29 protein-coding genes, 1 tRNA gene and 1 pseudogene are annotated in these 23957 nt (G+C 56.7%); 27 read left to right on the forward strand and 4 right to left on the reverse strand.

Annotation, left to right across the window (positions count from 1 at the left end; genetic code table 11):
- Nucleotides 1-245 precede the first annotated feature (245 nt).
- The 5 genes from PMI01S_RS04740 to PMI01S_RS30890 all read left to right on the forward strand — a co-directional run bounded on the left by PMI01S_RS04740 (nt 246) and on the right by PMI01S_RS30890 (nt 2755).
- A complete protein-coding gene (locus tag PMI01S_RS04740; protein ID WP_084318216.1) occupies nt 246-554 on the forward strand; it encodes a hypothetical protein in 309 nt (102 codons plus the stop codon).
- 71 nt (nt 555-625) lie between these two features.
- Nucleotides 626-1054 (forward strand): hypothetical protein, encoded by a 429-nt coding sequence (locus PMI01S_RS04745; RefSeq protein ID WP_235864389.1) that lies wholly within the window; start codon nt 626-628, stop codon nt 1052-1054.
- A gap of 41 nt (nt 1055-1095) precedes the next feature.
- Nucleotides 1096-1701 carry a tail assembly protein gene (locus PMI01S_RS04750; RefSeq protein WP_084318217.1) on the forward strand — a complete coding sequence of 202 codons (606 nt, stop codon included), beginning with the start codon at nt 1096-1098 and terminating at the stop codon, nt 1699-1701.
- Nucleotides 1702-1763: 62 nt separating this feature from the next.
- Nucleotides 1764-2192: a hypothetical protein gene (locus PMI01S_RS04755; RefSeq protein WP_084318218.1), complete on the forward strand. Its 429-nt coding sequence runs from the start codon at nt 1764-1766 to the stop codon at nt 2190-2192.
- A 314-nt stretch (nt 2193-2506) separates the two neighbouring features.
- Entirely contained in the window at nt 2507-2755 is a 249-nt protein-coding gene (locus tag PMI01S_RS30890) for a hypothetical protein (protein WP_139272944.1), read from the forward strand.
- A 226-nt stretch (nt 2756-2981) separates the two neighbouring features.
- On the opposite strand, the gene PMI01S_RS04760 is transcribed toward PMI01S_RS30890, so the two are convergent.
- Nucleotides 2982-3182, reverse strand: coding sequence for a hypothetical protein (locus PMI01S_RS04760; RefSeq protein WP_084318219.1), 201 nt, complete (start codon nt 3180-3182; stop codon nt 2982-2984).
- Between the two features lie 194 nt (nt 3183-3376).
- On the opposite strand from PMI01S_RS04760, the gene PMI01S_RS04765 reads away from it, so the two are divergent.
- The 7 genes from PMI01S_RS04765 (at nt 3377) to PMI01S_RS04800 (ending at nt 7296) form a co-directional block, all read left to right on the forward strand.
- Nucleotides 3377-3832: a DUF2280 domain-containing protein gene (locus tag PMI01S_RS04765; RefSeq protein ID WP_084318220.1), complete on the forward strand. Its 456-nt coding sequence runs from the start codon at nt 3377-3379 to the stop codon at nt 3830-3832.
- Nucleotides 3833-3939: 107 nt separating this feature from the next.
- On the forward strand, nt 3940-4158 hold the full coding sequence (locus PMI01S_RS04770) for a hypothetical protein (RefSeq protein ID WP_084318221.1): 219 nt from the start codon (nt 3940-3942) through the stop codon (nt 4156-4158).
- Between the two features lie 274 nt (nt 4159-4432).
- On the forward strand, nt 4433-4624 hold the full coding sequence (locus PMI01S_RS04780) for a helix-turn-helix transcriptional regulator (RefSeq protein WP_084318223.1): 192 nt from the start codon (nt 4433-4435) through the stop codon (nt 4622-4624).
- 58 nt (nt 4625-4682) lie between these two features.
- Nucleotides 4683-4898, forward strand: coding sequence for a helix-turn-helix transcriptional regulator (locus tag PMI01S_RS04785; protein WP_084318224.1), 216 nt, complete (start codon nt 4683-4685; stop codon nt 4896-4898).
- Nucleotides 4899-4966: 68 nt separating this feature from the next.
- Nucleotides 4967-5227, forward strand: a complete 261-nt coding sequence (locus PMI01S_RS04790) for a helix-turn-helix transcriptional regulator (protein ID WP_084318225.1) — start codon at nt 4967-4969, stop codon at nt 5225-5227.
- 157 nt (nt 5228-5384) lie between these two features.
- Nucleotides 5385-6320 carry a hypothetical protein gene (locus tag PMI01S_RS04795; protein ID WP_084318226.1) on the forward strand — a complete coding sequence of 312 codons (936 nt, stop codon included), beginning with the start codon at nt 5385-5387 and terminating at the stop codon, nt 6318-6320.
- Nucleotides 6321-6834: 514 nt separating this feature from the next.
- A complete protein-coding gene (locus tag PMI01S_RS04800; protein ID WP_084318227.1) occupies nt 6835-7296 on the forward strand; it encodes a DUF4234 domain-containing protein in 462 nt (153 codons plus the stop codon).
- Nucleotides 7297-7378: 82 nt separating this feature from the next.
- Here the strand turns inward: PMI01S_RS04800 and PMI01S_RS04805 are convergent, their stop codons facing one another.
- Nucleotides 7379-7828 (reverse strand): hypothetical protein, encoded by a 450-nt coding sequence (locus PMI01S_RS04805; protein ID WP_084318228.1) that lies wholly within the window; start codon nt 7826-7828, stop codon nt 7379-7381.
- A gap of 445 nt (nt 7829-8273) precedes the next feature.
- Here PMI01S_RS04805 and PMI01S_RS04810 point away from each other — a divergent pair, with 445 nt between their 5' ends.
- The 3 genes from PMI01S_RS04810 to PMI01S_RS04820 are packed head-to-tail and all read left to right on the forward strand — an operon-like array spanning nt 8274 to nt 10150.
- Nucleotides 8274-9254: an alpha/beta hydrolase family protein gene (locus tag PMI01S_RS04810; protein WP_084318229.1), complete on the forward strand. Its 981-nt coding sequence runs from the start codon at nt 8274-8276 to the stop codon at nt 9252-9254.
- Nucleotides 9255-9274: 20 nt separating this feature from the next.
- Nucleotides 9275-9691, forward strand: a complete 417-nt coding sequence (locus PMI01S_RS04815) for a hypothetical protein (protein ID WP_084318230.1) — start codon at nt 9275-9277, stop codon at nt 9689-9691.
- Nucleotides 9692-9697: 6 nt separating this feature from the next.
- The gene (locus PMI01S_RS04820) at nt 9698-10150 is read left to right on the forward strand and encodes a hypothetical protein (RefSeq protein WP_084318231.1); all 453 of its coding nucleotides are present in this window, start codon (nt 9698-9700) and stop codon (nt 10148-10150) included.
- A gap of 75 nt (nt 10151-10225) precedes the next feature.
- On the opposite strand, the gene PMI01S_RS04825 is transcribed toward PMI01S_RS04820, so the two are convergent.
- Entirely contained in the window at nt 10226-10552 is a 327-nt protein-coding gene (locus PMI01S_RS04825; RefSeq protein ID WP_084318232.1) for a hypothetical protein, read from the reverse strand.
- Nucleotides 10553-10922: 370 nt separating this feature from the next.
- Nucleotides 10923-12314, reverse strand: a complete 1392-nt coding sequence (gene gabP / locus PMI01S_RS04830) for a GABA permease (RefSeq protein ID WP_084318233.1) — start codon at nt 12312-12314, stop codon at nt 10923-10925.
- 554 nt (nt 12315-12868) lie between these two features.
- On the opposite strand from gabP, the gene PMI01S_RS04835 reads away from it, so the two are divergent.
- From PMI01S_RS04835 to PMI01S_RS32340, 12 genes and pseudogenes are all read left to right on the forward strand, one after another.
- Nucleotides 12869-13642 (forward strand): ABC transporter ATP-binding protein, encoded by a 774-nt coding sequence (locus PMI01S_RS04835; protein WP_007897462.1) that lies wholly within the window; start codon nt 12869-12871, stop codon nt 13640-13642.
- A 13-nt stretch (nt 13643-13655) separates the two neighbouring features.
- Nucleotides 13656-14402: an ABC transporter substrate-binding protein gene (locus tag PMI01S_RS04840; RefSeq protein ID WP_084318234.1), complete on the forward strand. Its 747-nt coding sequence runs from the start codon at nt 13656-13658 to the stop codon at nt 14400-14402.
- A 78-nt stretch (nt 14403-14480) separates the two neighbouring features.
- The gene (locus PMI01S_RS04845; protein WP_008024973.1) at nt 14481-15176 is read left to right on the forward strand and encodes an ABC transporter permease; all 696 of its coding nucleotides are present in this window, start codon (nt 14481-14483) and stop codon (nt 15174-15176) included.
- On the forward strand, nt 15173-15862 hold the full coding sequence (locus tag PMI01S_RS04850) for an ABC transporter permease (protein ID WP_008024975.1): 690 nt from the start codon (nt 15173-15175) through the stop codon (nt 15860-15862). The genes PMI01S_RS04845 and PMI01S_RS04850 overlap by 4 nt, the downstream gene beginning before the upstream one ends.
- Nucleotides 15843-17072, forward strand: a complete 1230-nt coding sequence (locus PMI01S_RS04855) for a methyltransferase (protein WP_084318235.1) — start codon at nt 15843-15845, stop codon at nt 17070-17072. The genes PMI01S_RS04850 and PMI01S_RS04855 overlap by 20 nt, the downstream gene beginning before the upstream one ends.
- A 299-nt stretch (nt 17073-17371) precedes the next feature.
- On the forward strand, nt 17372-18622 hold the full coding sequence (locus PMI01S_RS04860) for a nucleoside deaminase (RefSeq protein ID WP_084318236.1): 1251 nt from the start codon (nt 17372-17374) through the stop codon (nt 18620-18622).
- A gap of 118 nt (nt 18623-18740) precedes the next feature.
- Nucleotides 18741-18816 (forward strand) — tRNA-Thr (locus PMI01S_RS04865).
- A 172-nt stretch (nt 18817-18988) separates the two neighbouring features.
- The gene (locus PMI01S_RS04870) at nt 18989-20311 is read left to right on the forward strand and encodes a tyrosine-type recombinase/integrase (RefSeq protein WP_084318237.1); all 1323 of its coding nucleotides are present in this window, start codon (nt 18989-18991) and stop codon (nt 20309-20311) included.
- A gap of 906 nt (nt 20312-21217) precedes the next feature.
- On the forward strand, nt 21218-22198 hold the full coding sequence (locus tag PMI01S_RS04880; RefSeq protein WP_084318239.1) for an integrase domain-containing protein: 981 nt from the start codon (nt 21218-21220) through the stop codon (nt 22196-22198).
- Nucleotides 22195-22470: a hypothetical protein gene (locus PMI01S_RS04885; protein ID WP_084318240.1), complete on the forward strand. Its 276-nt coding sequence runs from the start codon at nt 22195-22197 to the stop codon at nt 22468-22470. The genes PMI01S_RS04880 and PMI01S_RS04885 overlap by 4 nt, the downstream gene beginning before the upstream one ends.
- A 310-nt stretch (nt 22471-22780) precedes the next feature.
- Nucleotides 22781-23653, forward strand: a complete 873-nt coding sequence (locus PMI01S_RS04890) for a hypothetical protein (RefSeq protein ID WP_084318241.1) — start codon at nt 22781-22783, stop codon at nt 23651-23653.
- 161 nt (nt 23654-23814) lie between these two features.
- Nucleotides 23815-23891: pseudogene (locus tag PMI01S_RS32340) on the forward strand (hypothetical protein); the annotation flags it as partial.
- Between the last annotated feature and the right edge of the window lie 66 nt (nt 23892-23957).

The raw sequence follows: 23957 nt of genomic DNA on the forward strand, positions 1-23957 counted from the left end.
GGCCTGTAGCCGTTCCCCCCTATTGAATGTATGGGGAACAGGGGGAACACAAACATGTTTTTGAATATAGCCGTGCTCGCCTCTCCTGACGTTCGGTTATCACTGTTCCCCACAAAAAAACGTGGGGTACAGAATCCCCCTCTGAAAGCCCCGGAAACATTGGCTGTTCCCACTGTTCCCCCGTTCCCCCGTTTTTTTTCTACAGACACATATGGGCAATGGAGCAATCGTGGCGAGGTGGCGCAATGAGCCTCCTCTCCGGCCTGCTCGATCACATGCCGCCAGCCATTCCCGATACCGACTCGCCAAAAGTGGATAGTCGGCCTGGCCCGCGCCTGGTGCTGGCCTCTCACGTCGAGCGCCCGGGTAAGTTCATCACCGGACCGCACGCAAATGCCGCCACAGCCACGCCAGAGTGGCGCCAGGCCCGCGACCAATATCTGAGCCACATCATGGTTTGCCGCTCCTGCTACGCGCCCACCGGCCGCCATTGCAGTGTTGGCGCCGACCTGCGCGCCAGCTACGACAACACAGCTATGGCGGCGCACCAATGACACCTACGCGACACGTCTCCCAAGTAACGAAAACGTGGCGCGGCCTGAGCAACAGCACCGGGCATCAGCCCATGACCAGCGCCAGCGGCGCAACAGAGGCATACATGACAGAACAGGACAGAAACGCGGCGGGCACGCCGCCAACCCATGAGAAACGCTTCGCCGAGGCGTGCAAGACAACTCACTTTCAATCACATCACATGGCCAAAGGCCCAGAGTCAGGATACTTGGCGTGGGATGTCAGGCACGTCCGCGACGGCGTGAAAGTTACCATCGACGGCCCCTTCATTACCGAGGAGGAAGCGCGCGTCTCGGCCGATCTGCTCCGCGGTACGTTCCGAGGCGCCCGTGCTTATCAAGGAGTCTACGACCGGATATGGAACTACGATCCCAAGCGCGAGCAACTGCAACTCGATCAGGCACGTATGTCGCGATCCCTTCTCGCCATCCGCCTGGGCGTGACCGCCACGACAAATAGCGCCCAAGGCACCACGGAGTAAATTATGAACGCGACTACCAATGCCGATTTAGAGGTCCTCCAATGAGCGATATCGTCCGTCCCACCATGACTACTGTAAAACTCTCCGGCTCGCTGGCTATGCAGTTCTTTCGCAAGCGGGACTATCTCCTTGAAAGCGGAACAACCCGCGAACTGATGAGTGCGCTGAAAAATACTGTGGAAGGTTTCGAGGAATTTATCCGCGATCAGGCCCGCCGCGGTATGCGATACGCTATTTTTCGCAACCGTGAGAACGTCGGCGAAGACAGATTCACCATGAGCGGGACGACAGAGATTCGCATCGTCCCGGTCATCGCTGGCAGCAAGAACGGCGGCCTGTTTCAGACAGTTTTAGGTGTCGCACTGATCGTTGTCGGCGCATTCCTGTCGGCAACACCATTCGGCCCACCATTAATTGGCATGGGCATTTCATTGGCTCTCGGCGGCGTCATGCAAATGCTGTCTCCGGTACCCAAGTCGCCCAGCCAGCAAGAACAGGGCGTCACCGAAAACAAGCCGAGCTATCTCTTCAATGGTGCGTTCAACTCCACACAGCAAGGTCTGCCTGTCCCGGTTGTTTACGGAACGATGTTGGTCGGCTCCAGCGTTGTGGCAATCGGCACCTGGGCAGAGGCTATTCCGACATGAGGTAAGGCCTGCAATAGGTCGAGGCGAGTGATACATTCGCTCTTTTCCAGGAGAGAAAAGCCATGCAAAGGATTATCGCGGCTGGACTAGTCGTACTGGCTTTGGGCGGATGCGCAACGTCACCAATGCCGGTTTCCGAGGCGAAGCCGGTTCCCTCCGATGAGATTTATGGTTTCAAAGGCCCAGCCTCGAAAGACTCGGGAGGCCTCACGGTTTTCAGGGATGATGGTTTTGTTGGATCAGGTTGCGACATCATTCTGTACATCGATGGACAGCGCGCAGCTAAGATCGGACCAGGCCAAAAGGCGTCTTTCAATCTGCCCACTGGAGATGTGAATCTCGGCACCGGGCTCGCCGAATCAGGGCTATGTGCTGGCGCTGCAATCAAAACCGTCGCAGCCAACATCAAATCTGGAAGGGAAGCCATCTATCGAATCAATGGGGATATGCAAGGTTTCTACCTCGGCCCATATGTTGATTACGGTCGGTAGGTAAAGCGAACTAAAGCCGCCTACGGGCGGTTTTTTCATGCCTTGAGATAGATCATATGATCCCACTGAGACGATATCGTCTGTCTCGCTGCCGGTACCGCAAGATGGTATCCACTCTGGTATCCACGGTTTGAGGGCATTCCGGGGCGGATACCCATGACAGTTGCCAGGTGCGGTTGCCACCATTGGTTGCCACTTTTCGCTGGTCACAAAACCATCAAACCCATTTGGGGAAACACGACCCCATGAATGACCCGCGTCAAGTGCCTATCGGGGTGTTTTAACGCAGTCGTCACGCGGGACCGTCACGCACCATGAACAAGGCACGAAGAGTGCTCAGCCCGTTATCAAATGTCATGGTTCGCACCGCTAGTTCGCACTTCTGGTTCGCACCCGCCAATGCGAACCTGGGGGCATTATTCGGAGCCGACAAAGCATCGAATGCAGTTTGGGAAATCAACCCCATGGAAGCCTCCCGTCAAGTACCGGGCGGCGTATTTTTAGGTGGTTTCCAAAGTGGTTTCCACGGTTTCATTCGCTGCGAAAACAAACCCCATGAATGAGCGCCTAAATGCCCGAACGGCTCCGAATGACCCCCATCTGCGAAACACCCCATGAATGAAACCCGATATGCGAAAACCGAACCCCATGAATGACCTGAGATGTACTCAAAACTGAGTACATCTGTCAGGCCGATTTACTTGTGGAAACTTGTGTTTCGCTCGCAGCAGAACCTGACAAAACCTGAGATTCAAACAGGCGCCGGACTTAACAAAACTTAACCTTTTTTCAGAAGATCAACTGGCGATAGATCACTCGGGCGTCAGTGCCACGTCGCAGCTCGCGGAGTGCGTCACTGGTCAACTGGTCCAGGGCTTGCTCTTCGAAGTCAGCGGCGAGCTTTGCAGCCTTGCGCACGATCAGCAGCGCCAGTTCTGGTGGCACGACCACCTTGATTTCATCAAGGTACGGGCAATCGATAATGGACATGGGCTCTCCGGGAGATGTGCTCAGGTTTGAGTGTATCTCCGATGTGCTGACAGGTAAAAACCCTGCGATAGTAAGTTTAAACAGTGAAATATCATGGTTTCGTGCGCATTCGCGTCACTTATTCAATTGCCCTGGCCCGATTTCCGCGCAACCATACGACACATTCTTGACAGACCCTAGACAGATCCAAGCCCATGGCCGCGCTCAACAACGAAATCAAAGCTTTCATCGTACAGGCGCTCGCCTGCTTCGATTCCCCCACCCAAGTCGCAACCGCGGTGAAACAGAGCTTTGACGTTGTGGTATCGCGCCAGCAGGTCGAAGCGCACGACCCGACCAAGCGTTGCAGCAAAGGCCTGGCCAAGCGTTGGGTGACGATGTTCGAGGACACTCGGGCAGGATTCCGCGAGGCGATGATTGAGATCCCCGTTGCCAACCGATCCTATCGCCTGCGCGCACTCGGTCGAATGGTTGAGGAAGCCGAGGAGCGCGGCAATTTGGTCCTTGCCGCTCAGTTGATCGAGCAGGCAGCCAAAGAATCAGGTGATCTGTATATCAGGCGCCCGACGCGCTACCGCGGCGACTCCGACACCCCGGCGGCCAAGGTTGAGGTTGAGCTCGCTTGCACAAGCGATTACAACATCTCGTAGCATGCGCTGTTACTCGCCAGGGGGATCTCATTCAGCCGCTGAGCGAATGACTGCGCCGTCTTTTGAGGCAGTGCTACGCTTTCGTTTTCTCGAATGGAGTCGAAGCGATGCCCTCCTCTGAATACTCTCTCCCTGATGTCCTTGAGCGCATGTATCACAACCAACTTGCCTTGGAGGCAGCGCTGATGGAGCCGACCCTGTTAGTCGAAAGCCAGGGGCAAGACGAAGCCGGCGACAATATTCGGACTGCGTTGAACGCGATCGGCGAAAACGCCGGACATATCAATCAGGGGTTGGCCAGACTCAAGTCACAAGGCACTGCTTGAACCAACGTCAGCAGGGGGCGCGTATGGACGATGACTGCGAAGTGTTGTTTGTTTCCGACCTGGCAACGATGCTTGGCCGAACTGAGGCGTCGGTCAGAGAGGGAATGCGCCGAGGCGTGGACTGGTTACCAAAGAGTTTCAGAATGGGCACCAGACACTGCTGGCTCAAGGCGGATGTTCGGGAGTTCCTGCGCGCCTGCCGGGACGGCGAGAACAAGGCGCCGAAGGTCGGTAGACCGCGGCAGACACCGCCAACACTGAGAGATATCAGGAGATGACAGAGAGCATTGATCGTTTCCTGCGCCTCGACGAGGTGCTTCACACCACCGGACTTGGCCGCAACACGGTTTATCGTCGCATCCGGGAAGGCACCTTCCCAAAACAGGTCAGGATAGGTCCCAACTCGGTAGCCTGGCGTCAGTCAGCAATCGCTAAATGGATGTCTGATCCGAACCCGGGCAACTGAAGGCTTTGACGACGGGAGATGATCTTTTGTGAAGCGCCAGTGGTACGAGGAGAAACCGATGAGTAACCCCCAAGATAAACAACCGATCGAGTTCATTCGTCTACCTGAGGTAAAAAAGCTCACAGGCCTCAGCACCGCCACCATCTACCGCATGGCGGTCAGCGGGAAATTCCCCAAGCAAGTGAAGATTGGGGATTCTGCCGTGGCGTGGGTAAAGGCCGAGGTTTTGCAGTGGGGGCAGGAGCGGGTAGCTCAATCTCGTGCTCCGAATTGATGACTTGATTACTTTGCACTGATCTCAAAAGTCGGTGATCACCCAACGGTTAATCCATGGAGCATGTCATGGACATTACGCCACACCGAGAGCCTATCGAGTTTATTCGTCTGCCAGAAGTCAGAGCACTGACTGGCCTCGGCACCACAAAAATTTACGACATGGTGAAGAATGGTTTATTCCCGCGTCAGGTTCCGCTAGGCGGCCGGGCCGTAGCTTGGGTTAAGTCAGAGGTGCTGACCTGGAACCAGCAGAAAGTCGACGAGGCCCGTGCTGCAGAATCCCCCACGGCTCCGTCAGAACGACAACTGAAAAAACCAACCCCATGAAAGAGGCGGGTCAATACCACGCCGCCACACGGTCATGGCGTACGCCACCTCATGCCGACACGCACCACATTTTGAAAACCATCAAAACGTAGGGCGGATACCCCAGACCAACCATGTGATGGGTTTCGGCAGATAACCGCGGAGCCCAGGAGAGGCTATGTCTCTATTGGATAGCGTCAAAGCTCTATTCCGCAGGCCAGACCCTGCGCTACCACTAGAGCCATCAGCTCCAAGTGCCGAGCAGACACCGAGTAATCACCCATTCAGCAAAGTCCGCTGCTGCTTCGTCCCGGTCCCAGTGATCACCAACACCTACGACAACTTGATGCTGGTTGGCACTCAGTGCTATCACGATGACGATACCTATCACCGACTAAACAGCCTGAAACGTGAAAACCACTTACCCGCCGGCTCTATCATCTCCCTTAACGATGACGGCACCATATCCAGTCAATTCACATGGTCTGACATCGGACAGCTCGACCATGCGTTCAATGACTACCTGAATTTCCTAATTGAGTTCAGAAACATCTACGAATCTGACGCCCCCATAGATCATCAGTTGGTCATGCTGGGTGAGGTGGCCGCCAAGACAGGATCAGGGGGCCACGCCAACTCGATATTCATTGAAAAGCATGGCGGAATCGGAGCCATGCTTGCCCTTTGCTCCCGCAGCGACTACGCCTGGAACAAGCCTCAGTGGATAGAAAGCCTGAGCATTTCATCAGAGAAGATAGCGCTCGGGAAAAGCGCTCTGGCCGTTGTAGATGGGAAGCCCACGTTTGCCTTCGCTATAACTCATAAACAAGACCTTGCCATGATGTTGCGCTGCTGCGATGGCGAAGAATCGAACTATTTGGACCAGCCAAGCGGTAGGCGTCTTTGTGCCGCTCCCTACTACTTCGAGCGCGCCGCAATCTTGAGCCGCAAAGCCAATGACTACGCCGGAGAGGTTGCCATTTGCGAGCGATGGGAACGCATCATCAACGACTACACGGCACAGCAGATGGTAGCTCAAGGGGGCGCGGCAAAGGTCCACAAGGGGCCGCGCTCAATCGCTATCTTGGCACGACTGCAAAAAGCAAAGGAGTAACAAGATAATCAGTCCGTTCATCCGATGGCAAAGATCTGAGTGACCGCCTGTAAGCGTCACCCAAATAGCGCGGAAAAAGGGGGCACCATTGAGAAAAGTGAGTAGATTTGTGAGTAGATCCAGTTTACAAACCAAAAAATATTAACTAAATACAATAAGTTAAGCCGAAAGTTCGATTCCGTCTCTGGCACCAAATACCGAAAACCCTGAATCGCAAGATTCAGGGTTTTTTTATGCCTGCGATTTAGCGAAGTCCGGCACGCGGCAGTGGAAGCACCGGATCGACGATCCAAAAACAACACTCGCCTTCAGCAAGGCTCTATAGTAGCGTTGTGCCACAAACTCGACCGACACAACGGAAACCCGTCCGGTCGATTTCAATGCAATCCACTGCCCCACGGCGCAGTTGGAATACGCACCCAAAAGGACAGGTAACAACGCAAGGAATGCCTCCCCCCCCCGCAGTAAACACCAGCGCTACACATCCCCTTAAGCCAAAGGACATGGAAAAGTTATGTCAACAATCAACGAACTAAAAGACAAGATCAACACGAAGACCTGGAACCTGGTGCTGCTCTCCTTCGCCACTGCCGGGATCTATCTTATTTTGTGGCTATACAAAAACAACAAAATCATCAGCGACACCACCAAAGTCCGATTGGTAGATGACGTTTACATCATCTGGATCGCTGTATGTGCCGGCTTAAGTGGCGCACTCGCCAACCTGGGGAACGTGGCTCTGGATTTTACGTCCATCGTTCTCAGCCTCGCCGGTGGCGTGCTGTACATCGTATGGGCATTCAAGGCCAAAAAGGCACTCACGGAATATGCCCTCAACGAGCACAAGATCGACCTGCGAATGAACGCCTTCTACACGTTCGTGTTCAGCCTGTACTACATCAATTACTGCATCAACGATCTGCCGGAAGAACAGCGTAAGCAGCAGATCCTGAGAGGCCAGACCGCTCAAGCCTAAAACCACGCAATGGGCGGACAGATGATTTTCTGCCGCCCATTCGCTGGAACAAAGGCATCGGCCGGTCAACTCCGGCCAACTGCTAGCTTTCACCGGCCCAGTGAAAGACCAGATTACGCGCAGGGCCACTTCCTATCTCGGCACTATCACGCCGCACTTCTCCATGTCGCGTAGCAACCACGGTGTACTTGCCGGGCGGTAGCTGAACATAAACCAGCGGGCCAGCCTCGTTCAGCGTCAACACGGTTTGCCCTTGGGCTTTCTGAATGACCACGTCGACGTCGGGAATGTATTTATTCTCCGCCCCGACCGAAAACGTCATGTGCAAGTTATAGCCAGCCGTTTGCTGGATGGCCTTCGACTCATCCACGCCGATACCGCCGGACAGATAAGTAATTCCGTTTTGCTCCTGTGGTTGAACTTGCACGCCAGCGCTGTCGATTGGTTCAAGACTGGCGGCAGACGACATCACCGGGAACATCAACATGCCCACCGCGGCGATGGGCAACGCAAGGGAATGCACGCACTTCATGATCACGCCTCCCGGGCTCCGTGGAACCCATTCGTCATGCCTTTTAGATTTCCTCTCGAACGCCCGGGTTTTAGATTGATTGGTACTTGGGCTCACTACGAAAAGGACTACACGTTATATTCCTCAAGCACGACTTGCCGTCGGAGCGATCCCGCAAACCCGATCGGGCTTTCCTTCCGGCAATTCGTGACGCACTGCGTCACGAATCAAGTTGGACCCACTACCGCAGACTACTGCGCGTCGATGGTGACACCGAAACGTACTCAATTGCTTCGTCATCTTCGATCTGAAGCGCGGCAAAGACGAACTCTGCGCCGAACTGGACAGAGAGCAGGCGGCAATCGAGGAGCGACTGCTCGATCAGATCCCCCTGTGAACACAGATGGATTGTCCACCCGCCGCACGAAGACTATCGTTGGCAGCTACCCGCAAAGGTCTGAAGCCGATGAATTTGCAGGACATGTCACTGGCCCCCACTCAAATCGAGTTGCCGCTGCCAGCCTCCGTTTCTGGCGAACCGTTCAGGGAGCCCGCCGCAGACGGTTTCATCCTCGGCGGTTTCACTTGGCGGCACGCCGCTCCGGACATCGCACGCCCGATTGTCATCATCAACGCCGCCACCTCGGTTCGCTGCCGTCACTATTCGCGCTTCGCCGATTACCTGTTCGCCAACGGCTTCGACGTCATCACCTACGATTACCGCGGCATCGGCGAATCACGCCCTGCGTCACTAAAAAATCTCGCCGCCTCATGGTCCGACTGGGGGGCGCTGGATTTCGAGGCAATGCTCAAGCGCGCTCAGCGTGAATTCCCCGGCCAGCCAATCGATGTCGTCGGCCACAGCTTTGGAGGCTGTGCAGCGGGCCTGGGAGCCTCAGGACATCTGATCCGGCGTCTGGTGACCGTCGGTGCGCAATTCGCTTACTGGCGTGACTATGCGCCGGCTCATCGCTGGCGGATGTTTGGCAAATGGCATGTGGTGATGCCGCTGATCACGATGATCTGCGGATACTTTCCCGGAAAGCGCCTTGGCTGGCTGGAAGACACGCCTGCCGGCGTGGTTCGCGACTGGGCCACGCCCACCGGCCGATACGAAACGCGCCCCAGCGGTCGAGTCATCGCCGCCAAGGCCGGTGAACTGCCCTTCGCGACGATGACCGCCAAAACCCTCGCCATCAGCATTACCGACGACCCTTACGGCACTATCGCAGCCATCGAACGCCTGCTCGGCTACTTCAGCGGCGGTACGAACACCCACCTGCGAATCGCCCCCGAAGACATCGGCGAAGCAGAAGTCGGACATTTCGCCTTTTTTCGTAGCGCATACCAAGCCACACTATGGCCCATTGCATTGTCCTGGCTGCAAAACGGCGAATTGGCCCCCGATACCCCCGGGCGGACAGTACCGCGCAGCGAGTCCTTTTAACGCACGACGGATCAAAACCCATGGCCTCCGCCAACAAGCAGCAAAAACGCGCCACCCGCGCCAAAGCCAAGGCCAAGCAGAACCGCACGCAACGGGCTGCCGCGCCGGTCGAGCTGGATCCGAACGACGATCGCATCGACTTTGAATCGGTGGACCTCACCGAACTGTTCAAGAAAATGATCGACGCTGAAAAAACCAGTCAGCAAGCCATGTGCGTCGCGTTCCTCGAAGACCCATTGCTGGAACTGGTGTACGAGCAGGAAGGTGAAGAAGGCGCGATGGATTTCATCCTCGCCGCCCTGATCGAGTATCGCCAATGGTCCACCGAAGTCGACGAAGCGGGCGCCCTGGCGTGGATCGAATCCCCGGCCTTCCAGGCCGACTATGTAGCGGCTTCCGACATCATCGCAGCCCAAACCCAACAGAAACCGAACTGAGTTCCCATGGCATCCCTGAACAAGCAACAGAAACGCGCCAAACGCGCCAAGATCAAAGCCAAACAGATCAACATCCACGGCAGGAAACCCGTCGCGCTGGATGACGATCTGGGTGAAATCGGCGAGCCGATCCCGGAATACACCCTGGCGATGTTCAGCAAGATGCGCGACGCCGAAGCTGTCGGCCGCAGTGAAATGCTCTCCGTGCTGCTGACGAACCTCGCCTTTATCATCATTGACCATCCAGAACTGCTGGACATGGAAAACGCCGACGACGAAGGTATGGCCGCCACTCACCTGGCCGCCGACATGCTGATCGACTACCGCATGTGGGCCGACGGCATGGATCGCGAAACCGCCCAGGCATGGCTGACCGACCCGCAATTCATCACCGACTTTGGTGATGCGCTGGACAGCTATCGCCAGTCGCCGGATGCGCAGGAAGAAAAGGGCGAATAAAGGCCCTCAGAAACAGAAACGGCCGCCTGTCATCACTGACAGCGGCCGTTTTTTTTGCAAACCTGAAAACAACAATCAGGCAGCGACAGCATCCAGACGCGGGATTTCCATCCCGACCTTGGCGCTGGCGTAGCTCAGATCGCCGCTGGCGATGGACTGAGCCTTGAAGCCGGCGCCGATCAGGTCGCGCACGTACAGTTTGTTGTAGATGAACATGAACACGAAGTTGCTGAGGCCGAACGTGAAGCAGGCGATGATGAACATGATCGCTGCCCACTTGATGTCACCACGGAACAGCGGCGGCAGGAAGCCAAAGAAAAACACGGTCCACGAGAAGCCGATCGGGGCTTCCTTCATGGCTCCGGTGTTAGGGTTTTTGAACACAACCGATGTAAACGCCATGCCTGTCTCTCCTTGATGCCCCAATGGGTTGGCTGAATGGCCGGGCTAGCTCCATGCAGCGTTGGCTCGTGACTGCCGCGCAAACGGCACGCGCACGTAAATGCATCTGTGACACGCATCAGATGAGGGAGCAGGCGAGAAAGGGTCGAGTTGCTTTAGCCAGGAAAGGCTGGGGGCGTCGAACAATCCATGTCCTGAAACTCCATCGCATCCCGCAACAGCGAGATACACATTCGGCGAGAAGGCTACTATCTCGACATCATCGTGTCCATCAAAGAGCCGACCGATAAAAACCCTGAATGAAAGTAAAAACGACCGCGATCATTTCTGATGGCGGTCGTTTTCGGTACATCGACAGTGGACGTAGAACCTAGCGGGCCACTGCGCCAATCAGCTGCTCATTGCGACGACGGCGCGCCACGAACAACCCGGCAGCCACCACACACAGGCTCAGGAAACCGGTCGCGAGGATTTCCACGCGGTGGGCGTCCTGGAACAACATGATGGTCAGGGCCGCGACGATGAAGACGATCACCGCGTAGGTCAGGCCCGGGAACAGCCACATGCTGAAGGCAATTTTTTCACCGCGGGCCACACGCTGTTTGCGCATGCGCAGTTGCGAGATCGCGATCACCAGGTACACCAGCAACGCGATGGCGCCGGAGCTGGCCAGCAAGAATTCGAACACCGCAGTCGGCGCCACGTAGTTGGCGAATGTTGCCAGGAACGCTGCGCCCGTGGACAACATCACCGCCCAGTAAGGCGTGCCGCTCTGGTTGGTGCGCGTGGACACGGCTGGCGCATCACCGCGTTTGCCCAGGGAAAACATCATGCGCGACGAGGTGTACAGCGCCGAGTTCAGGCAACTGGTCACGGCGACCAGCACCACGATGTCGACGATCATCTTGGCGTTCGGAATGCCCATGCGCTCAAGCACGGTCTGGTAGGAACCGAGGCTGGCCAGTACCGGGTCGTTCCACGGCACCAGGGCCACGACGATGAAGATCGAAACGAGGTAGAACAAACCGATCCGCCAGATCACCGAGTTGGTGGCCTTGGAGATTTGCTTGCCAGGGTTTTTCGATTCCGCGGCCGCGATGGTCACGATCTCGGTGCCCATGAAAGAAAACATCGTGGTCAGGATGGCACCCAACACGGCGCCCATGCCGTTTGGCAGGAAGCCCTGAGTGTCGAACAGGTGCGAAACACCGCTGACCTGACTGTTCGGCAGGAAACCGAAGATCGCCAGAACGCCGAGAATAATGAAGCCGATAATCGCCACGACTTTAAGCAGGGCGAACCAGAACTCGAACTCGCCGTAGTTCTTCACGCTGAACAGGTTGGTGACGGTCAGCAGCATCGTGATGACCAGCGCGAAAGCCCAGATGTCCACGCCAGGGAACCAGGCATGCAGGATGGTTGCGGCGGCGTTGGCCTCCAGCGGGATCACCAGCACCCAGAACCACCAGTACAACCAGCCGATGGTAAAACCGGCCCAGTGACCGATCGCGCGATCGGCGTATGTCGAGAAGGAGCCGGTGTCTGGCGAGGCAACCGCCATTTCACCCAGCATGCGCATCACCAGCACCACCAGCATACCGGCGGCGGCGTAGGCCAACAGCACGGCGGGGCCTGCGGCGGCGATTGCGTGGCCCGAGCCAACGAACAGGCCGGCGCCGATAACCCCGGCGATCGACAGCATGGTCACATGACGCGGTTTGAGCCCCTGTTCGAGGCCGTTAGAGCTTTGGGTATTGCTCATTGAAACTACCTTTATAAGGAAAAGCGAATGCGTGCATCCCGTCGCGAACTCTCTTCTGTAAAAAGAAACAAACGGGGCGTTCCGGAATCTGCACGCAATAATTGCGCCAAAATGTTTCAACACCCCCTAACCCGGCGATCTCACTCAGACCGGACAGTCATCGCAAGTCATTGAAAATAATGGCACTTCGCCAGAGCGTTACCCTGCGACTCACTTGAAGAACGAATCTGCGCACCGGAAACACACCCAACAAATGCTCAATGCACAATAAAAGTGCGGATCAGGAACGTTTGGCTGGTTAGCGCTTCCAACACCCCGCCAAAGCTGGCAACATCGCGCCCTTTTTTACGGGACAGCCGCACCCCCATCGGGTTCAAACGGCTGTTCGGTTGATAGCAGCGCGACAGTCTGCTGTACCGATGCGACAACCTGCCACATGCCACCCGTTTACCGCCCGTAGCGCTGTTGGCTGCCATTCAGACGCTATGTTAGGTTGGCCGCCTCGCCAGGAAGGCCCGCCAACAGCAGGAGCGCAACATATATGAGGAACGCACATGGCTGAGGCCACGCCCGCGCTTGAAATCCGCAACTTGCACAAACGCTACGGACAGCTTGAGGTGCTCAAAGGCATCTCGCTGACCGCCCGCGACGGCGATGTGATCTCGATCCTGGGCTCCTCCGGTTCCGGCAAGTCCACATTCCTGCGTTGCATCAACCTGCTGGAAAACCCACATCAGGGCCAGATCCTGGTGGCCGGCGAAGAACTCAAGCTCAAAGCCGCCAAGAACGGCGAACTGGTTGCGGCCGACGGCAAGCAGATCAATCGTCTGCGCAGCGAAATTGGTTTTGTGTTTCAAAACTTTAATCTGTGGCCGCACATGAGTGTGCTCGACAACATCATCGAAGCGCCGCGTCGCGTGCTCGGCCAGAGCAAGGCCGAAGCCATCGAAGTCGCCGAAGCCTTGCTGGCCAAGGTCGGCATCGCCGACAAGCGTCATGCGTACCCGGCGCAACTGTCTGGCGGCCAGCAACAACGCGCGGCGATTGCCCGCACGCTGGCGATGCAACCCAAGGTGATCCTGTTCGACGAACCCACCTCCGCCCTTGACCCGGAAATGGTCCAGGAAGTACTTAATGTCATCCGCGCACTGGCCGAAGAAGGCCGCACCATGCTGCTGGTCACCCACGAAATGGGGTTCGCCCGTCAGGTGTCCAGCGAAGTGGTGTTCCTCCACCAGGGCCTGGTAGAAGAGCAAGGATCGCCACAGCAGGTGTTCGAAAACCCGCTTTCGGCGCGCTGCAAACAATTCATGTCCAGCAACCGCTAACGGAGCTACCCGCATGCAGAACTACAAAAAGGTCTTCCTGGCAGCCGCCGTCACCCTGGCCTTCAGCGCCGGGGCCATGGCCGAAACCCTGAAGATGGGCATCGAAGCGGCCTACCCGCCGTTCAACAACAAAGATGCCAGTGGCAATGTCGTCGGCTTCGACAAGGAAATCGGCGACGCCCTGTGCGCCAAGATGAAAGTCGAATGCACCGTGGTCACCTCCGACTGGGACGGCATCATCCCGGCCCTGAACGCCAAGAAGTTCGACTTCCTGATCTCCTCGATGTCGATCACCGACGAGCGCAAGCAAGCCGTCGACTTCACCGACCCGTACTACTCGAACAAGCTGCAATTCATCGCCAAGAAAGACGTCGACTTCAAAACCGACAAGGACGCGTTGAAAGGCAAAGTGATCGGCGCCCAACGCGCGACACTGGCCGGCACCTGGCTTGAAGACAACATGCCTGACGTTGAAACCAAGCTTTATGACACACAGGAAAACGCTTACCTCGACCTGACCTCCGGTCGTCTGGACGGCATCCTGGCGGACAAATACGTCAACTACGAGTGGCTGAAAAGCGACGCCGGCAAGCCTTACGAATTCAAAGGCGACCCGGTGGAAGAAAGCGACAAGATCGGTATCGCCGTTCGCAAGAACGACCCGATCCGCGAGAAGCTGAACGTCGCACTGAAAGAAATCGTTGCTGACGGCACCTACAAGAAGATCAACGACAAGTACTTCCCGTTCAGCATCTATTGATACTGACCTGCCGGACCGGCGCCGTTTTCTGACGGCGCCGGTCCCCGGCCCTGCCTGCCGCGATTTGAAAAGAAATCCATGATTATCGACCTCTACGGATTCGGCCCGGCGCTCGCCGCTGGCGCGCTGATGACTGTGAAACTGGCACTCTCGGCCCTGTGTCTGGGGCTGGTGCTCGGTTTGCTCGGCGCCTTGGCCAAGACTTCCCCGTACAAGCCGCTGCAATGGCTTGGCGGCACTTATTCGACACTGGTTCGCGGCATCCCGGAATTGCTCTGGGTGCTGTTGATCTACTTCGGCACGGTCAACCTGATGCGTGCCTTGGGCGAGTTTTTCGGCAACCCCGACCTCGAACTCAATGCCTTCGCCGCCGGCGTGATTGCGCTGGGCCTGTGCTTTGGCGCCTACGCTACGGAAGTGTTTCGTGGTGCGATTCTGGCGATTCCGAAAGGTCACCGTGAAGCCGGGGTGGCACTGGGTCTTTCGAAGTTTCGCATTTTCACCAAGCTGATCATGCCGCAGATGTGGCGCATCGCCCTGCCCGGCCTGGGCAACCTGTTCATGATCCTGATGAAAGACACCGCGCTGGTGTCGGTGATCGGCCTGGAAGAAATCATGCGTCACGCGCAAATCGGCGTGACCGTGTCCAAGCAACCGTTCACCTTCTATATGGTGGCTGCGTTCATGTACCTGGGCCTGACGATTCTGGCCATGACGGGCATGCACTTCATGGAAAAACGCGCCGCTCGCGGCTTCGCGAGGAGCACCCAATGAACTGGGAAGTCATCATCAAGTGGCTGCCGAAACTGGCCCAAGGCGCAACGCTGACCCTGGAACTGGTGGCCATCGCCGTCATTGCCGGTCTGTTGCTGGCGATTCCGCTGGGCATCGCTCGCTCGTCGCGCCTGTGGTGGGTGCGCGCATTCCCCTACGGCTACATCTTCTTTTTCCGTGGCACGCCGTTGCTGGTTCAGCTGTTCCTGGTCTACTACGGCCTCGCGCAGTTCGATGCGGTCCGTAACAGCTCGATGTGGCCGTACCTGCGCGATCCGTTCTGGTGTGCCACCGCGACCATGACCTTGCACACCGCGGCCTACATCGCCGAGATCCTGCGCGGTGCGATCCAGGCGATTCCACCGGGCGAGATCGAAGCGGCGCGGGCGCTGGGCATGTCCCGGGCGAAAGCGCTGTTCTACATCATCCTGCCGCGAGCGGCACGCATCGGCCTGCCGGCGTACAGCAACGAAGTAATCCTGATGCTCAAGGCCAGCGCGCTGGCCAGTACGGTGACCCTGCTGGAACTGACCGGCATGGCCCGCACCATCATTGCCCGGACGTATCTGCCGGTGGAGATCTTCTTCGCCGCGGGCATGTTCTACCTGCTGATGGCTTACGTGCTGGTTCGCGGCTTCAAGCTGCTGGAGCGCTGGTTGCGCGTCGATGCCTGCCAAGGGCGTTGATTCCCGCGTGTTGACGGGCGAGGACCTGCTCGCCCGCTTCATGGCGCTGGATGCTTTTCTGATCGAGCATCAGGCACTTTGGAAGCCTCGACCGTTTACTCATCTGCAGCTTCCTTGGGAAGCGTCCTACCCGGAGCTGGCTTTATGGCTACGCGGGCGGTCGCTGGAAGAGGCGGAAAACAGTCATAACCAACCTAGCTTGCTGGATGCGCCGGAGCCGTTTGCTTCATTGGCGGCGTTATCCCTTGAGCTGGGTTCGGTTGGTGAGTTGCCGGCCCATGCACTCGAATCGGCCGGGCATCGCTTGAACGTCGATGTGCCGGGGCGCAAGTGGCAGCAGATCGAGGCGTTTGCCAGTCGGTTGTCGTTTGCTGTGCCCTCCAGGCATTGGCTGGATTGGTGCTCTGGCAAAGGCCACTTGGGACGACGGTTGCTGCAACCCGGTCAATTGCTCACTTGTCTTGAGCACGACCCCGCATTGGTACTCAGTGGCCAGGTGCTCAGCCAGCGTCATCAATTGCATGCGCTGCATGTCGAGCAGGATGTACTCGCGCCTGGCGCCGCCTCTTTGTTGAACGCCGATCACACGCCTGTCGCGCTGCACGCCTGTGGCGATCTGCATGTGCGACTGATCCAGCTCGCCAGCGCCGCCGGGTGCAAACAGATGGCTGTTGCGCCGTGTTGCTATAACAGGATCAGCCTGCCTGCGTACCAGCCAGTTTCCGCTGTCGGTTTGCGCTCCGACCTACAGCTGTCACTCGATGATCTCTCACTCCCGATGAGCGAAACCGTCACCGCCGGTGCCCGCGTCCGACGTCAGCGCGACACGTCCATGGCCCGACGCCTGGCGTTCGATCTGCTGCAACGGCAACTGCGCGGCGTTGATGAATACCTGCCCACACCTTCACTGCCCAGCGCTTGGCTGGACAGATCCTTCGCCGATTACTGCCATCATTTGGCCGCACTTAAAGAGTTATCCACAATCGGCTCGCAGGATTGGCCAGCGCTCGAAGCCGCCGGCTGGCAAAGACTGGCAGAGGTTCGCAATCTGGAGCTGCTGCGCGGACTTTTCCGACGCCCGTTGGAGCTTTGGCTGAACCTTGATCGAGCACTTTTCCTCACCGAGCAGGGTTACACCGTTCGACTCGGTACCTTCTGTGAAACCCCACTCACGCCGCGTAACTTCCTGTTGCTGGCGGAACGCACCTAAAACAGCCACAGCCTGTGGATAACTCTGTTGATGAAATATCGTGGATCCAATATCTACGCCTGTTTCAGGGCTGAAACCAATCTGTTCAATTTTCGTACACCCGAATAAAAAACCGGAAAAACAGGCATTTGCGAGAAAATGAGAATGGATCCACATTTTCGATCTTAACCGCGTGCATCGAACCCCCCGTTGTGCATAAGCATTAAATCAAAAGAACATAAACAACCTGGAAATCCTCGACTATCTTTGCCAAGCGTCAGAATTCTCTGACGTCAGGGACAGCAAGGAGCTGGGAAAAAATGAGCACATTGAACAGTGCGCAGGAAGCCGTCGATACCGTCGCCAACGAAGCCATTGTCGCTGCACTGCAGCAAACCTTCGCGGTGGGCGGCGCCATCATCAACAACGCAACGGGCGAGGTCATCGCCGCAATGCACAACAACGTGCTGATGCCTTTCCCCGGCAGTGGCACCCCCTACTTTCTACCCCACGACCCGACCGCCCACGGCGAGCGACAGTTGGTGGATTGGTACTACGAAAACGTTGCACCACTGAACCTGCCACCGCCCAGCCAACTGACTGTCGTCACCACGCTGGACCCGTGCGCCATGTGCGCCGGTTCGCTGCTGACCGCAGGGTTCAACGTCGCCGTCAGTGCGATCGATGATTACGCGGGCATCAACTACAACAGCCAGTTCACCTTTCCGTCGCTGCCACCGCAGATCCGCCAAAAGGCGCAGGACACCTGGGGCTATTACGCCATTGCAGCGCCGGTCAGCCGCGCCTATCAGGGCTCGAACAGCCCGGTGTTTGCCAACCAGACAATCGACTCGGCAGCGTACTTCCTCTGCAGTTCGATCTTCTCCGCCAGCGTGAATACGGTGCGCGAGGCCAGCAACAACAGCGGTCTGTCGCCGGATCAATTAAAAAACCCGGCTACCCTGCCGGCCAACAGCAAAGTGCGCCAGGCACTCACGGCACTCAGCCCGTTTGCGCTGACCGTGCAATCGGCCAACCCGCGCGACCCTGGCGCAGAACTGGCCCCGCCGCTGCTGAAAACTGCGCAACCCAATCCGAAAACCCCAGTGTTCAACTCGGTAGCGCTGATCGATCCGTTCGGTAATTTGCTGGTGTGTCTGGGCGGCGCCGAGAACCAGTCGCCGATTCGTACCGCGTTCATGGAAACCACACGCGGCTATGCGGTCATGCGCTGGACCCTGATGAACGACCCCGACCCGGCCGTACGCGCCGAAGCCGCGCAATACCTGACGCATCCGAAATACGGCACCTTCGTCTTCCTCTACGCCCCCGACCCAACAACGCCACAGGCCGTGATGACCTTCGGCGCCTACGGCTCGACCATGGAAGGCCCCGTGCCGCAGAGCTATCCGTCCAACCTGCAATACGTGTTGCTGCCGGGCAACACCACCCCGCAAGCGTTGTCGACACTGGCCCAGAGCCTGCCGCCGTTCTACACCCAAAGCGTGCAAGTGGCGCCAGAACAGGTGCTGAGCCAGGACCTGATCAACGCAGTTAAAAACGGCGTGTGATCCTTAGCTGGCCGCCTCGCGGAAGCGTTCGCGGGGCTGGCCTGAAGGTCGCGCAAAAATAGTCTGAATTCAGGGGTTTACAGAAGCTATCCAATCGCTATAATCGTCGCCCTAACACGCCGGTATAGCTCAGTTGGTAGAGCAACTGACTTGTAATCAGTAGGTCCCGGGTTCGACTCCTGGTGCCGGCACCATACAAGGTTCCATAGAAGGCTTTCAAAATCTCTGGAACCCCCGAAAAACCCGCCTCTTGGCGGGTTTTTTCGTTTTAGCGTTCCATCGGTTTCCGTCAGAAACTGGTGGATTCCAACCGTTTTAAGGGTAGAGTTTGGGATACAGGTCACTTCGATAAAAGGGAGTACCCTTATGTCGCGCACCACAGCTCCGCTCTCCGACGCAGCTTGCCGCTTGGCAAAACCTACAGACCGCGCCTACAAGCTTTTCGACGGCGATGGCCTCTACCTCCTAGTCCAACCCAATGGCCGCAAAGGCTGGCGGCTCCGTTACGTCAAACCTGACGGACGCGAAGGACTGACCTCGTTCGGCAACTACCCCGTCATTGGCCTTGCCGATGCGCGCCGCAAGCGCTTGGAAGTTAAACGAATGCTTGCGGATGGCGTTGATCCTATAGAGACCAAGCACCAAGCCAAGGCGGAAGCCGTAATCAAAGGCAGAACCTTTGAAAGCGTTGCGCTCGACTGGCATACGGAAATGTCGGCCAAGTGGGCACCAGGCCATTCCAAGACAGTGATGAGCCGCCTCAAAACCCACGTATTCCCGCTGATCGGCGCACGCGCCATTGTTGATCTCGACACCCATGACCTTGTGCAGCCCTTGGAAGCGATCAAGAAACGCGGAACGATAGACGTTGCTTTAAGGGTACAAAACTACCTTCAGAGCATCATGCGCGAGGCAAAGCGCCTCCGGCTTATCACCATAAACCCTGCTTACGACCTCGAAGGCTCGATCAAGGCCCCGCGGGTGGTCCATCGCCCGGCTCTACCCTTATCGCGACTGCCGGAACTTCAGGAGCGGATCGACACCTATAAAGGCCGGGCACTTACCCGTCTGACGGTGATGCTGTCGCTGCATGTGTTTGTACGATCCAGCGAGCTGCGTTTCGCCCGCTGGAGCGAGTTCGACCTCAAGCGCGGCACCTGGGAGATACCGGACACTCGACCCGCGTTGGAGGGAGTACCCTTTTCCACAAGGGGTACGAAGATGGCAGGGGATATCCATTTAGTACCCTTATCGCCGCAAGCAGTGGCGCTACTCGAAAAAATCCATGCGCTCACAGGTAACTTCGCATTGGTCTTCGCAGGCGATGCCAAACCCTGGAAGCCCATGTCCGAAAATACCGTGAACAACGCGCTACGGACGATGGGATACGACACCAAAACCGATATCTGCGGGCATGGGTTTCGTTCGATGGCCTGCAGCGCACTGATCGAGTCAGGATTGTGGTCGGAGACCGCCATTGAAAGGCAGATGAGCCACAAGGAACGCAACAACGTCCGTGCCGCCTACATCCACAAGGCCGAGTTCATCGAGGAGCGCAGGCTGATCATGAACTGGTGGAGCCGGTATCTGGAGGCCAACCGGCAGGAGCATGTCACTCCACACGAATTCGCGAACCAGACCGGACCGAACGTCACTCGCCTAAAAGCAAAACGTGGCGCAACTGAGTAAGCGCTCGGTCTTCATATCTCAGCGATCCGCTTGTCCACGCGGGTCCATCCAAACGGGGCTGCAAAGCCGCCCTGCTTGGATGGGCCTCACTTAAAAAATCTAAAGCCCACACAACTGTCTGTGGAAAGACACTGATTTCCACCGGTGGATAATTTCATCCACAGCCGCAGAACTTACGAAAATTGGAGTCTTGACCCGAATTATCCACAGGCGTAGAAAAGATCGGGCAAATCGCTGTCGTCGACAGCAACCCAGGTAGCCAGAACCTTTAAGGCTACGCCACACCGTGGCGGTTCTCCCAAAGTGCGATTAGCGTCCGGCGGCTCACACGGTCACAGCAATGTGATGGATGCCTACTTTTACCAGTGTGCCCACTGCGGCAACTTATCCCCTTTCGCAGCTGCCCTGCAGCAACCGATCCGCTTGGCCCTTCCTGTGCGCCAACCTGCGCCCGTCTCTTTCTTCTGGAAAGAGACGGGAGCTCCAACCGCTGCTGCAGCCCAACTCGTACACGGCTTTGCGGCATTTCCCCTCGTGACAATCGGCGTGACAAACACCGAAGTCACCAGCAACAGCGATGCAGATGATGGTGCCGCAGCCTCAGGAATGGACTGCACCTGACTGACAGTCAGGCATGCCCCGGTCATCGCACCACTGCCTTCTCTCACTCAGGATCTCGCCGCGCCGGTCTCGTCAGCCAGTGCAGCCTCCACCCGCCCACTCCTTCGGAAGTGTTCAGGAGGCCAGATCATGAGACGCCCAAGCTCCCGGTCGTAAGGAGCCGTAAGTCCCGCGTTAGTGGACAACCCTCACAGGTCGCAGGGGCCTTGATCCCTGATAACACTCAACATTCTTGGCGGGATGACGTGGGGCGAGGACTGGAGAGCAGAAGATGAGGAGAGCGAGATGCCATTGGTGGGCAGGCGCGATGGTCGTAATTTCGGCTACGGCAGGCAATTGAGTTACGCAGGGCCGCAAGCGCTGAAAGACATGTTCGGCGGCGGTCACTACGGCACGGTCAAGGCGCACTGTGACCGGTGGTTGGCATTCGTGAAGTGGTGCCGCTCCGAACAGGGGCCCGGTATCAATGATGCGCGGCAGATCGATCGGAAGGTGTTGGGCGACTATGCGGCGTATCTGCGCGACGTGGTTGGGCGCGGTGACCTCGCCGTCAGCACCGCACAAAATCGGCTATCCACCGTTAACAGGACCATGGCGGCGCTTCGCGGTGATCAGTACGTGAAGTTGCCAAGTCCGAGCAAGGCATTGGGTATGCAGCGCACTGGAGTTCGACACTCGGTGCCACAGGGCCAAGACCGCGAACAGGTTAAGCAGATCGTCAATGCACTTTGCCGCCATCATCAGCTTCGAGCCGCCGCAATCGCTCTGTTGGCGCGAGCCACCGGCATGCGCTTGCGTGAAGCCATCTTGGCTGACTTGCCACGGCTAAGTCGTGAGGCTGAAGCCTTCGACAAGATCAATATCCAAGACGGCACCAAAGGCGGCCGCGCCGGCGCCTCAGCGCCACGTTGGATTGCGGTGAGCGACAGTGTTCGAGGTGCCCTTGAGTTTTCACGGCAAGTGTCGCCTGTGGGCAGCCGCAACCTGATCGCACCCCACCAAACCTACCTGAGTGTCCTTCGGGAAATCATCCGCCCTGCGCGGCGCATCTTGCATGCACACAACTTGAAAGGCTTCCATGAGCTACGAGCGGCCTACGCATGTGAGCGTTATGAGCAAAACACCCAACACCGCGCACCTATCAACGGCTGTGAATGTTGCCAGGTAGATCGCAACCTTGATCGCGAGACCCGGAGACAAATCAGCTATGAGCTGGGACACAGTCGGATCGACGTGGCTGCGGCCTATATTGGAGGACAGGCATGAGCAAGCCATTCGATATGGATTTGTTCTTGGCTGGCGTTCTGACCGGCTCGCACGCAACCCGGCAACGCCATGTGCGACAGGCAAAAATCATCCAGGCCGAAATTGCGAAGCGCTGGCAACTAGAAACGCCTTGGGCTTGGCAGAAAAAGCATGTGACCTGGTTTCTCAAGCACCACCTGAGCCACCGCAGTGAGGCGACAAGTTACTACTACCTGCTAACGGTCCGTCTGCTCGCTCGACGTCTAGGTACGTCATGGCTTTTCTATCTTTAATTGCGACCTGGTGCTATTGGATACCGCCATCAGCAATTAGCAATAAGCGGAGCTAGATATCTAGAGTTCCTGTATCGCTACAGTGTAACCGCTCCATGAACCTCACATTAAAGTTCCTAACACGGATCTGTGTGGAGCAGTAGACAGCCATTCCTACCCTGATCTATTGATCAGTCATTAAGGGATGCAGAGCTCCAATTTCTTCTCGCTTTTTCTGAGAGACAGCATTTTAACTAAAAGTGGTAAGCCCTAATTCCATTCCAGTTCCACCAATGATAGCTTCTTCTCAACATTGATAGAGGTTTTTGGTATGAGCAAAAAAGAAGATAAGCCAGCTCAAATTTTTTTTGATTACAAGAACGTGATTGAAACGCTCTCGCGGGTGGAGGAGGCATTCGCTGTGCGCCGATTAAAGTGCCACTCCGGTAGCGCGCTTGGCTCGTTGTTTTCCTCAATACGCCGGATAGCTAAAAAATCAGAGAAGCTGAATGAAAGACAGTGGAAGATATCATTTATTAAGTCCACTGAGGCTATACGTATACTCAACGCTGTCGAGGCCGTGCTTGATGACATCGGAGCGCAGGAGGCGATTCATCGTATTACGACGAGTGACATGAATCTTGGCACCCGACAAGAGTCTAATGGAAAGGATGCGTTATGGGAGCTTGATTTGTATAGACGTTTCAAACTAGGAGGCGTACCCGTTTCTTTCGAAGAGCCGGATTTAGTAGTGTCTCTTGGCGAGAGCTACGGGGAGTACGCTATAGCATGTAAGAAAATATATTCCAGAGCCAGTGTTCAAGAATCCTTCAAGGGGGGGTGTAATCAACTTGAAACTCATGGAAAGCCAGGAGTGATTGCCTTCAATCTAGATGATGTTCTCCCTAGGGGTCCTTTGTTTGAATTTTCTACAGCGACTGAACTCAAGCAGCGTATTGATAAGTTTAATACAAAATTTATACGGGAAAATGAACGTCACTTTGTACGTATGGCAAGTCGAGGGGCATGTGATGGCGTGCTGGTCTCCACGTCGTTCATTGCTCACGTGCCAGATATGAATCCGCCAGTTAATGTGATTCGGACATCTGCAGCATGGACTAGTCGAAAGGAACCGAATGTACAGGATCGCTTCAAGGCCTTCATTGAGTGTCACGACAGAATCTATGAGAATGCTCGCGTGTGATCCTGTTGAAAAATTGGCGATGGTTTCCGCACAGAAAAATTCTCGCCCGGCCTTGTAACAAGGCTTTGAAGTCTTCCACGATCGCGCATGCGGCAGACGCTCCAGCACGCGGCGCAGCCAAGCAAGGTTCGCCTCCACCTTCCTAGCTGTCGGAAAAACATTCCGATGTCGGCTGGGTGGTGGGGCATTCGCTGATCGTCTATGGCCCCTTGATAATGGCTGCGCTACGGTGCTGTACGGCTACAATGCGCCAGGAGCCTAGTACGGCTGAAGGGTAAAAAGCACCTGCCCCAACGCCCGCATG

Origin of the sequence: Pseudomonas migulae NBRC 103157, assembly GCF_002091715.1 — a bacterium.
GTDB lineage: Bacteria > Pseudomonadota > Gammaproteobacteria > Pseudomonadales > Pseudomonadaceae > Aquipseudomonas > Aquipseudomonas migulae_A.

Bases quoted from the DNA above. Each gene is read 5' to 3' on its own strand.
- PMI01S_RS04880 (WP_084318239.1), top strand. From the start codon at position 21,218: ATGCCATTGGTGGGCAGGCGCGATGGTCGTAATTTCGGCTACGGCAGG.
- PMI01S_RS04810 (WP_084318229.1), top strand. From the start codon at position 8,274: ATGAATTTGCAGGACATGTCACTGGCCCCCACTCAAATCGAGTTGCCG.
- PMI01S_RS04845 (WP_008024973.1), top strand. From the start codon at position 14,481: ATGATTATCGACCTCTACGGATTCGGCCCGGCGCTCGCCGCTGGCGCG.
- PMI01S_RS30890 (WP_139272944.1), top strand. From the start codon at position 2,507: ATGAACAAGGCACGAAGAGTGCTCAGCCCGTTATCAAATGTCATGGTT.
- PMI01S_RS04885 (WP_084318240.1), top strand. From the start codon at position 22,195: ATGAGCAAGCCATTCGATATGGATTTGTTCTTGGCTGGCGTTCTGACC.
- PMI01S_RS04805 (WP_084318228.1), bottom strand. From the start codon at position 7,828: ATGAAGTGCGTGCATTCCCTTGCGTTGCCCATCGCCGCGGTGGGCATG.
- PMI01S_RS04790 (WP_084318225.1), top strand. From the start codon at position 4,967: ATGGACATTACGCCACACCGAGAGCCTATCGAGTTTATTCGTCTGCCA.
- PMI01S_RS04870 (WP_084318237.1), top strand. From the start codon at position 18,989: ATGTCGCGCACCACAGCTCCGCTCTCCGACGCAGCTTGCCGCTTGGCA.
- PMI01S_RS04785 (WP_084318224.1), top strand. From the start codon at position 4,683: ATGAGTAACCCCCAAGATAAACAACCGATCGAGTTCATTCGTCTACCT.
- PMI01S_RS04750 (WP_084318217.1), top strand. From the start codon at position 1,096: ATGAGCGATATCGTCCGTCCCACCATGACTACTGTAAAACTCTCCGGC.
- PMI01S_RS04770 (WP_084318221.1), top strand. From the start codon at position 3,940: ATGCCCTCCTCTGAATACTCTCTCCCTGATGTCCTTGAGCGCATGTAT.
- PMI01S_RS04800 (WP_084318227.1), top strand. From the start codon at position 6,835: ATGTCAACAATCAACGAACTAAAAGACAAGATCAACACGAAGACCTGG.
- PMI01S_RS04760 (WP_084318219.1), bottom strand. From the start codon at position 3,182: ATGTCCATTATCGATTGCCCGTACCTTGATGAAATCAAGGTGGTCGTG.
- PMI01S_RS04780 (WP_084318223.1), top strand. From the start codon at position 4,433: ATGACAGAGAGCATTGATCGTTTCCTGCGCCTCGACGAGGTGCTTCAC.
- PMI01S_RS04855 (WP_084318235.1), top strand. From the start codon at position 15,843: ATGCCTGCCAAGGGCGTTGATTCCCGCGTGTTGACGGGCGAGGACCTG.
- PMI01S_RS04745 (WP_235864389.1), top strand. From the start codon at position 626: ATGACCAGCGCCAGCGGCGCAACAGAGGCATACATGACAGAACAGGAC.
- gabP (WP_084318233.1), bottom strand. From the start codon at position 12,314: ATGAGCAATACCCAAAGCTCTAACGGCCTCGAACAGGGGCTCAAACCG.
- PMI01S_RS04835 (WP_007897462.1), top strand. From the start codon at position 12,869: ATGGCTGAGGCCACGCCCGCGCTTGAAATCCGCAACTTGCACAAACGC.
- PMI01S_RS04740 (WP_084318216.1), top strand. From the start codon at position 246: ATGAGCCTCCTCTCCGGCCTGCTCGATCACATGCCGCCAGCCATTCCC.
- PMI01S_RS04890 (WP_084318241.1), top strand. From the start codon at position 22,781: ATGAGCAAAAAAGAAGATAAGCCAGCTCAAATTTTTTTTGATTACAAG.
- PMI01S_RS04860 (WP_084318236.1), top strand. From the start codon at position 17,372: ATGAGCACATTGAACAGTGCGCAGGAAGCCGTCGATACCGTCGCCAAC.
- PMI01S_RS04840 (WP_084318234.1), top strand. From the start codon at position 13,656: ATGCAGAACTACAAAAAGGTCTTCCTGGCAGCCGCCGTCACCCTGGCC.
- PMI01S_RS04850 (WP_008024975.1), top strand. From the start codon at position 15,173: ATGAACTGGGAAGTCATCATCAAGTGGCTGCCGAAACTGGCCCAAGGC.
- PMI01S_RS04765 (WP_084318220.1), top strand. From the start codon at position 3,377: ATGGCCGCGCTCAACAACGAAATCAAAGCTTTCATCGTACAGGCGCTC.
- PMI01S_RS04820 (WP_084318231.1), top strand. From the start codon at position 9,698: ATGGCATCCCTGAACAAGCAACAGAAACGCGCCAAACGCGCCAAGATC.
- PMI01S_RS04755 (WP_084318218.1), top strand. From the start codon at position 1,764: ATGCAAAGGATTATCGCGGCTGGACTAGTCGTACTGGCTTTGGGCGGA.
- PMI01S_RS04815 (WP_084318230.1), top strand. From the start codon at position 9,275: ATGGCCTCCGCCAACAAGCAGCAAAAACGCGCCACCCGCGCCAAAGCC.
- PMI01S_RS04825 (WP_084318232.1), bottom strand. From the start codon at position 10,552: ATGGCGTTTACATCGGTTGTGTTCAAAAACCCTAACACCGGAGCCATG.
- PMI01S_RS04795 (WP_084318226.1), top strand. From the start codon at position 5,385: ATGTCTCTATTGGATAGCGTCAAAGCTCTATTCCGCAGGCCAGACCCT.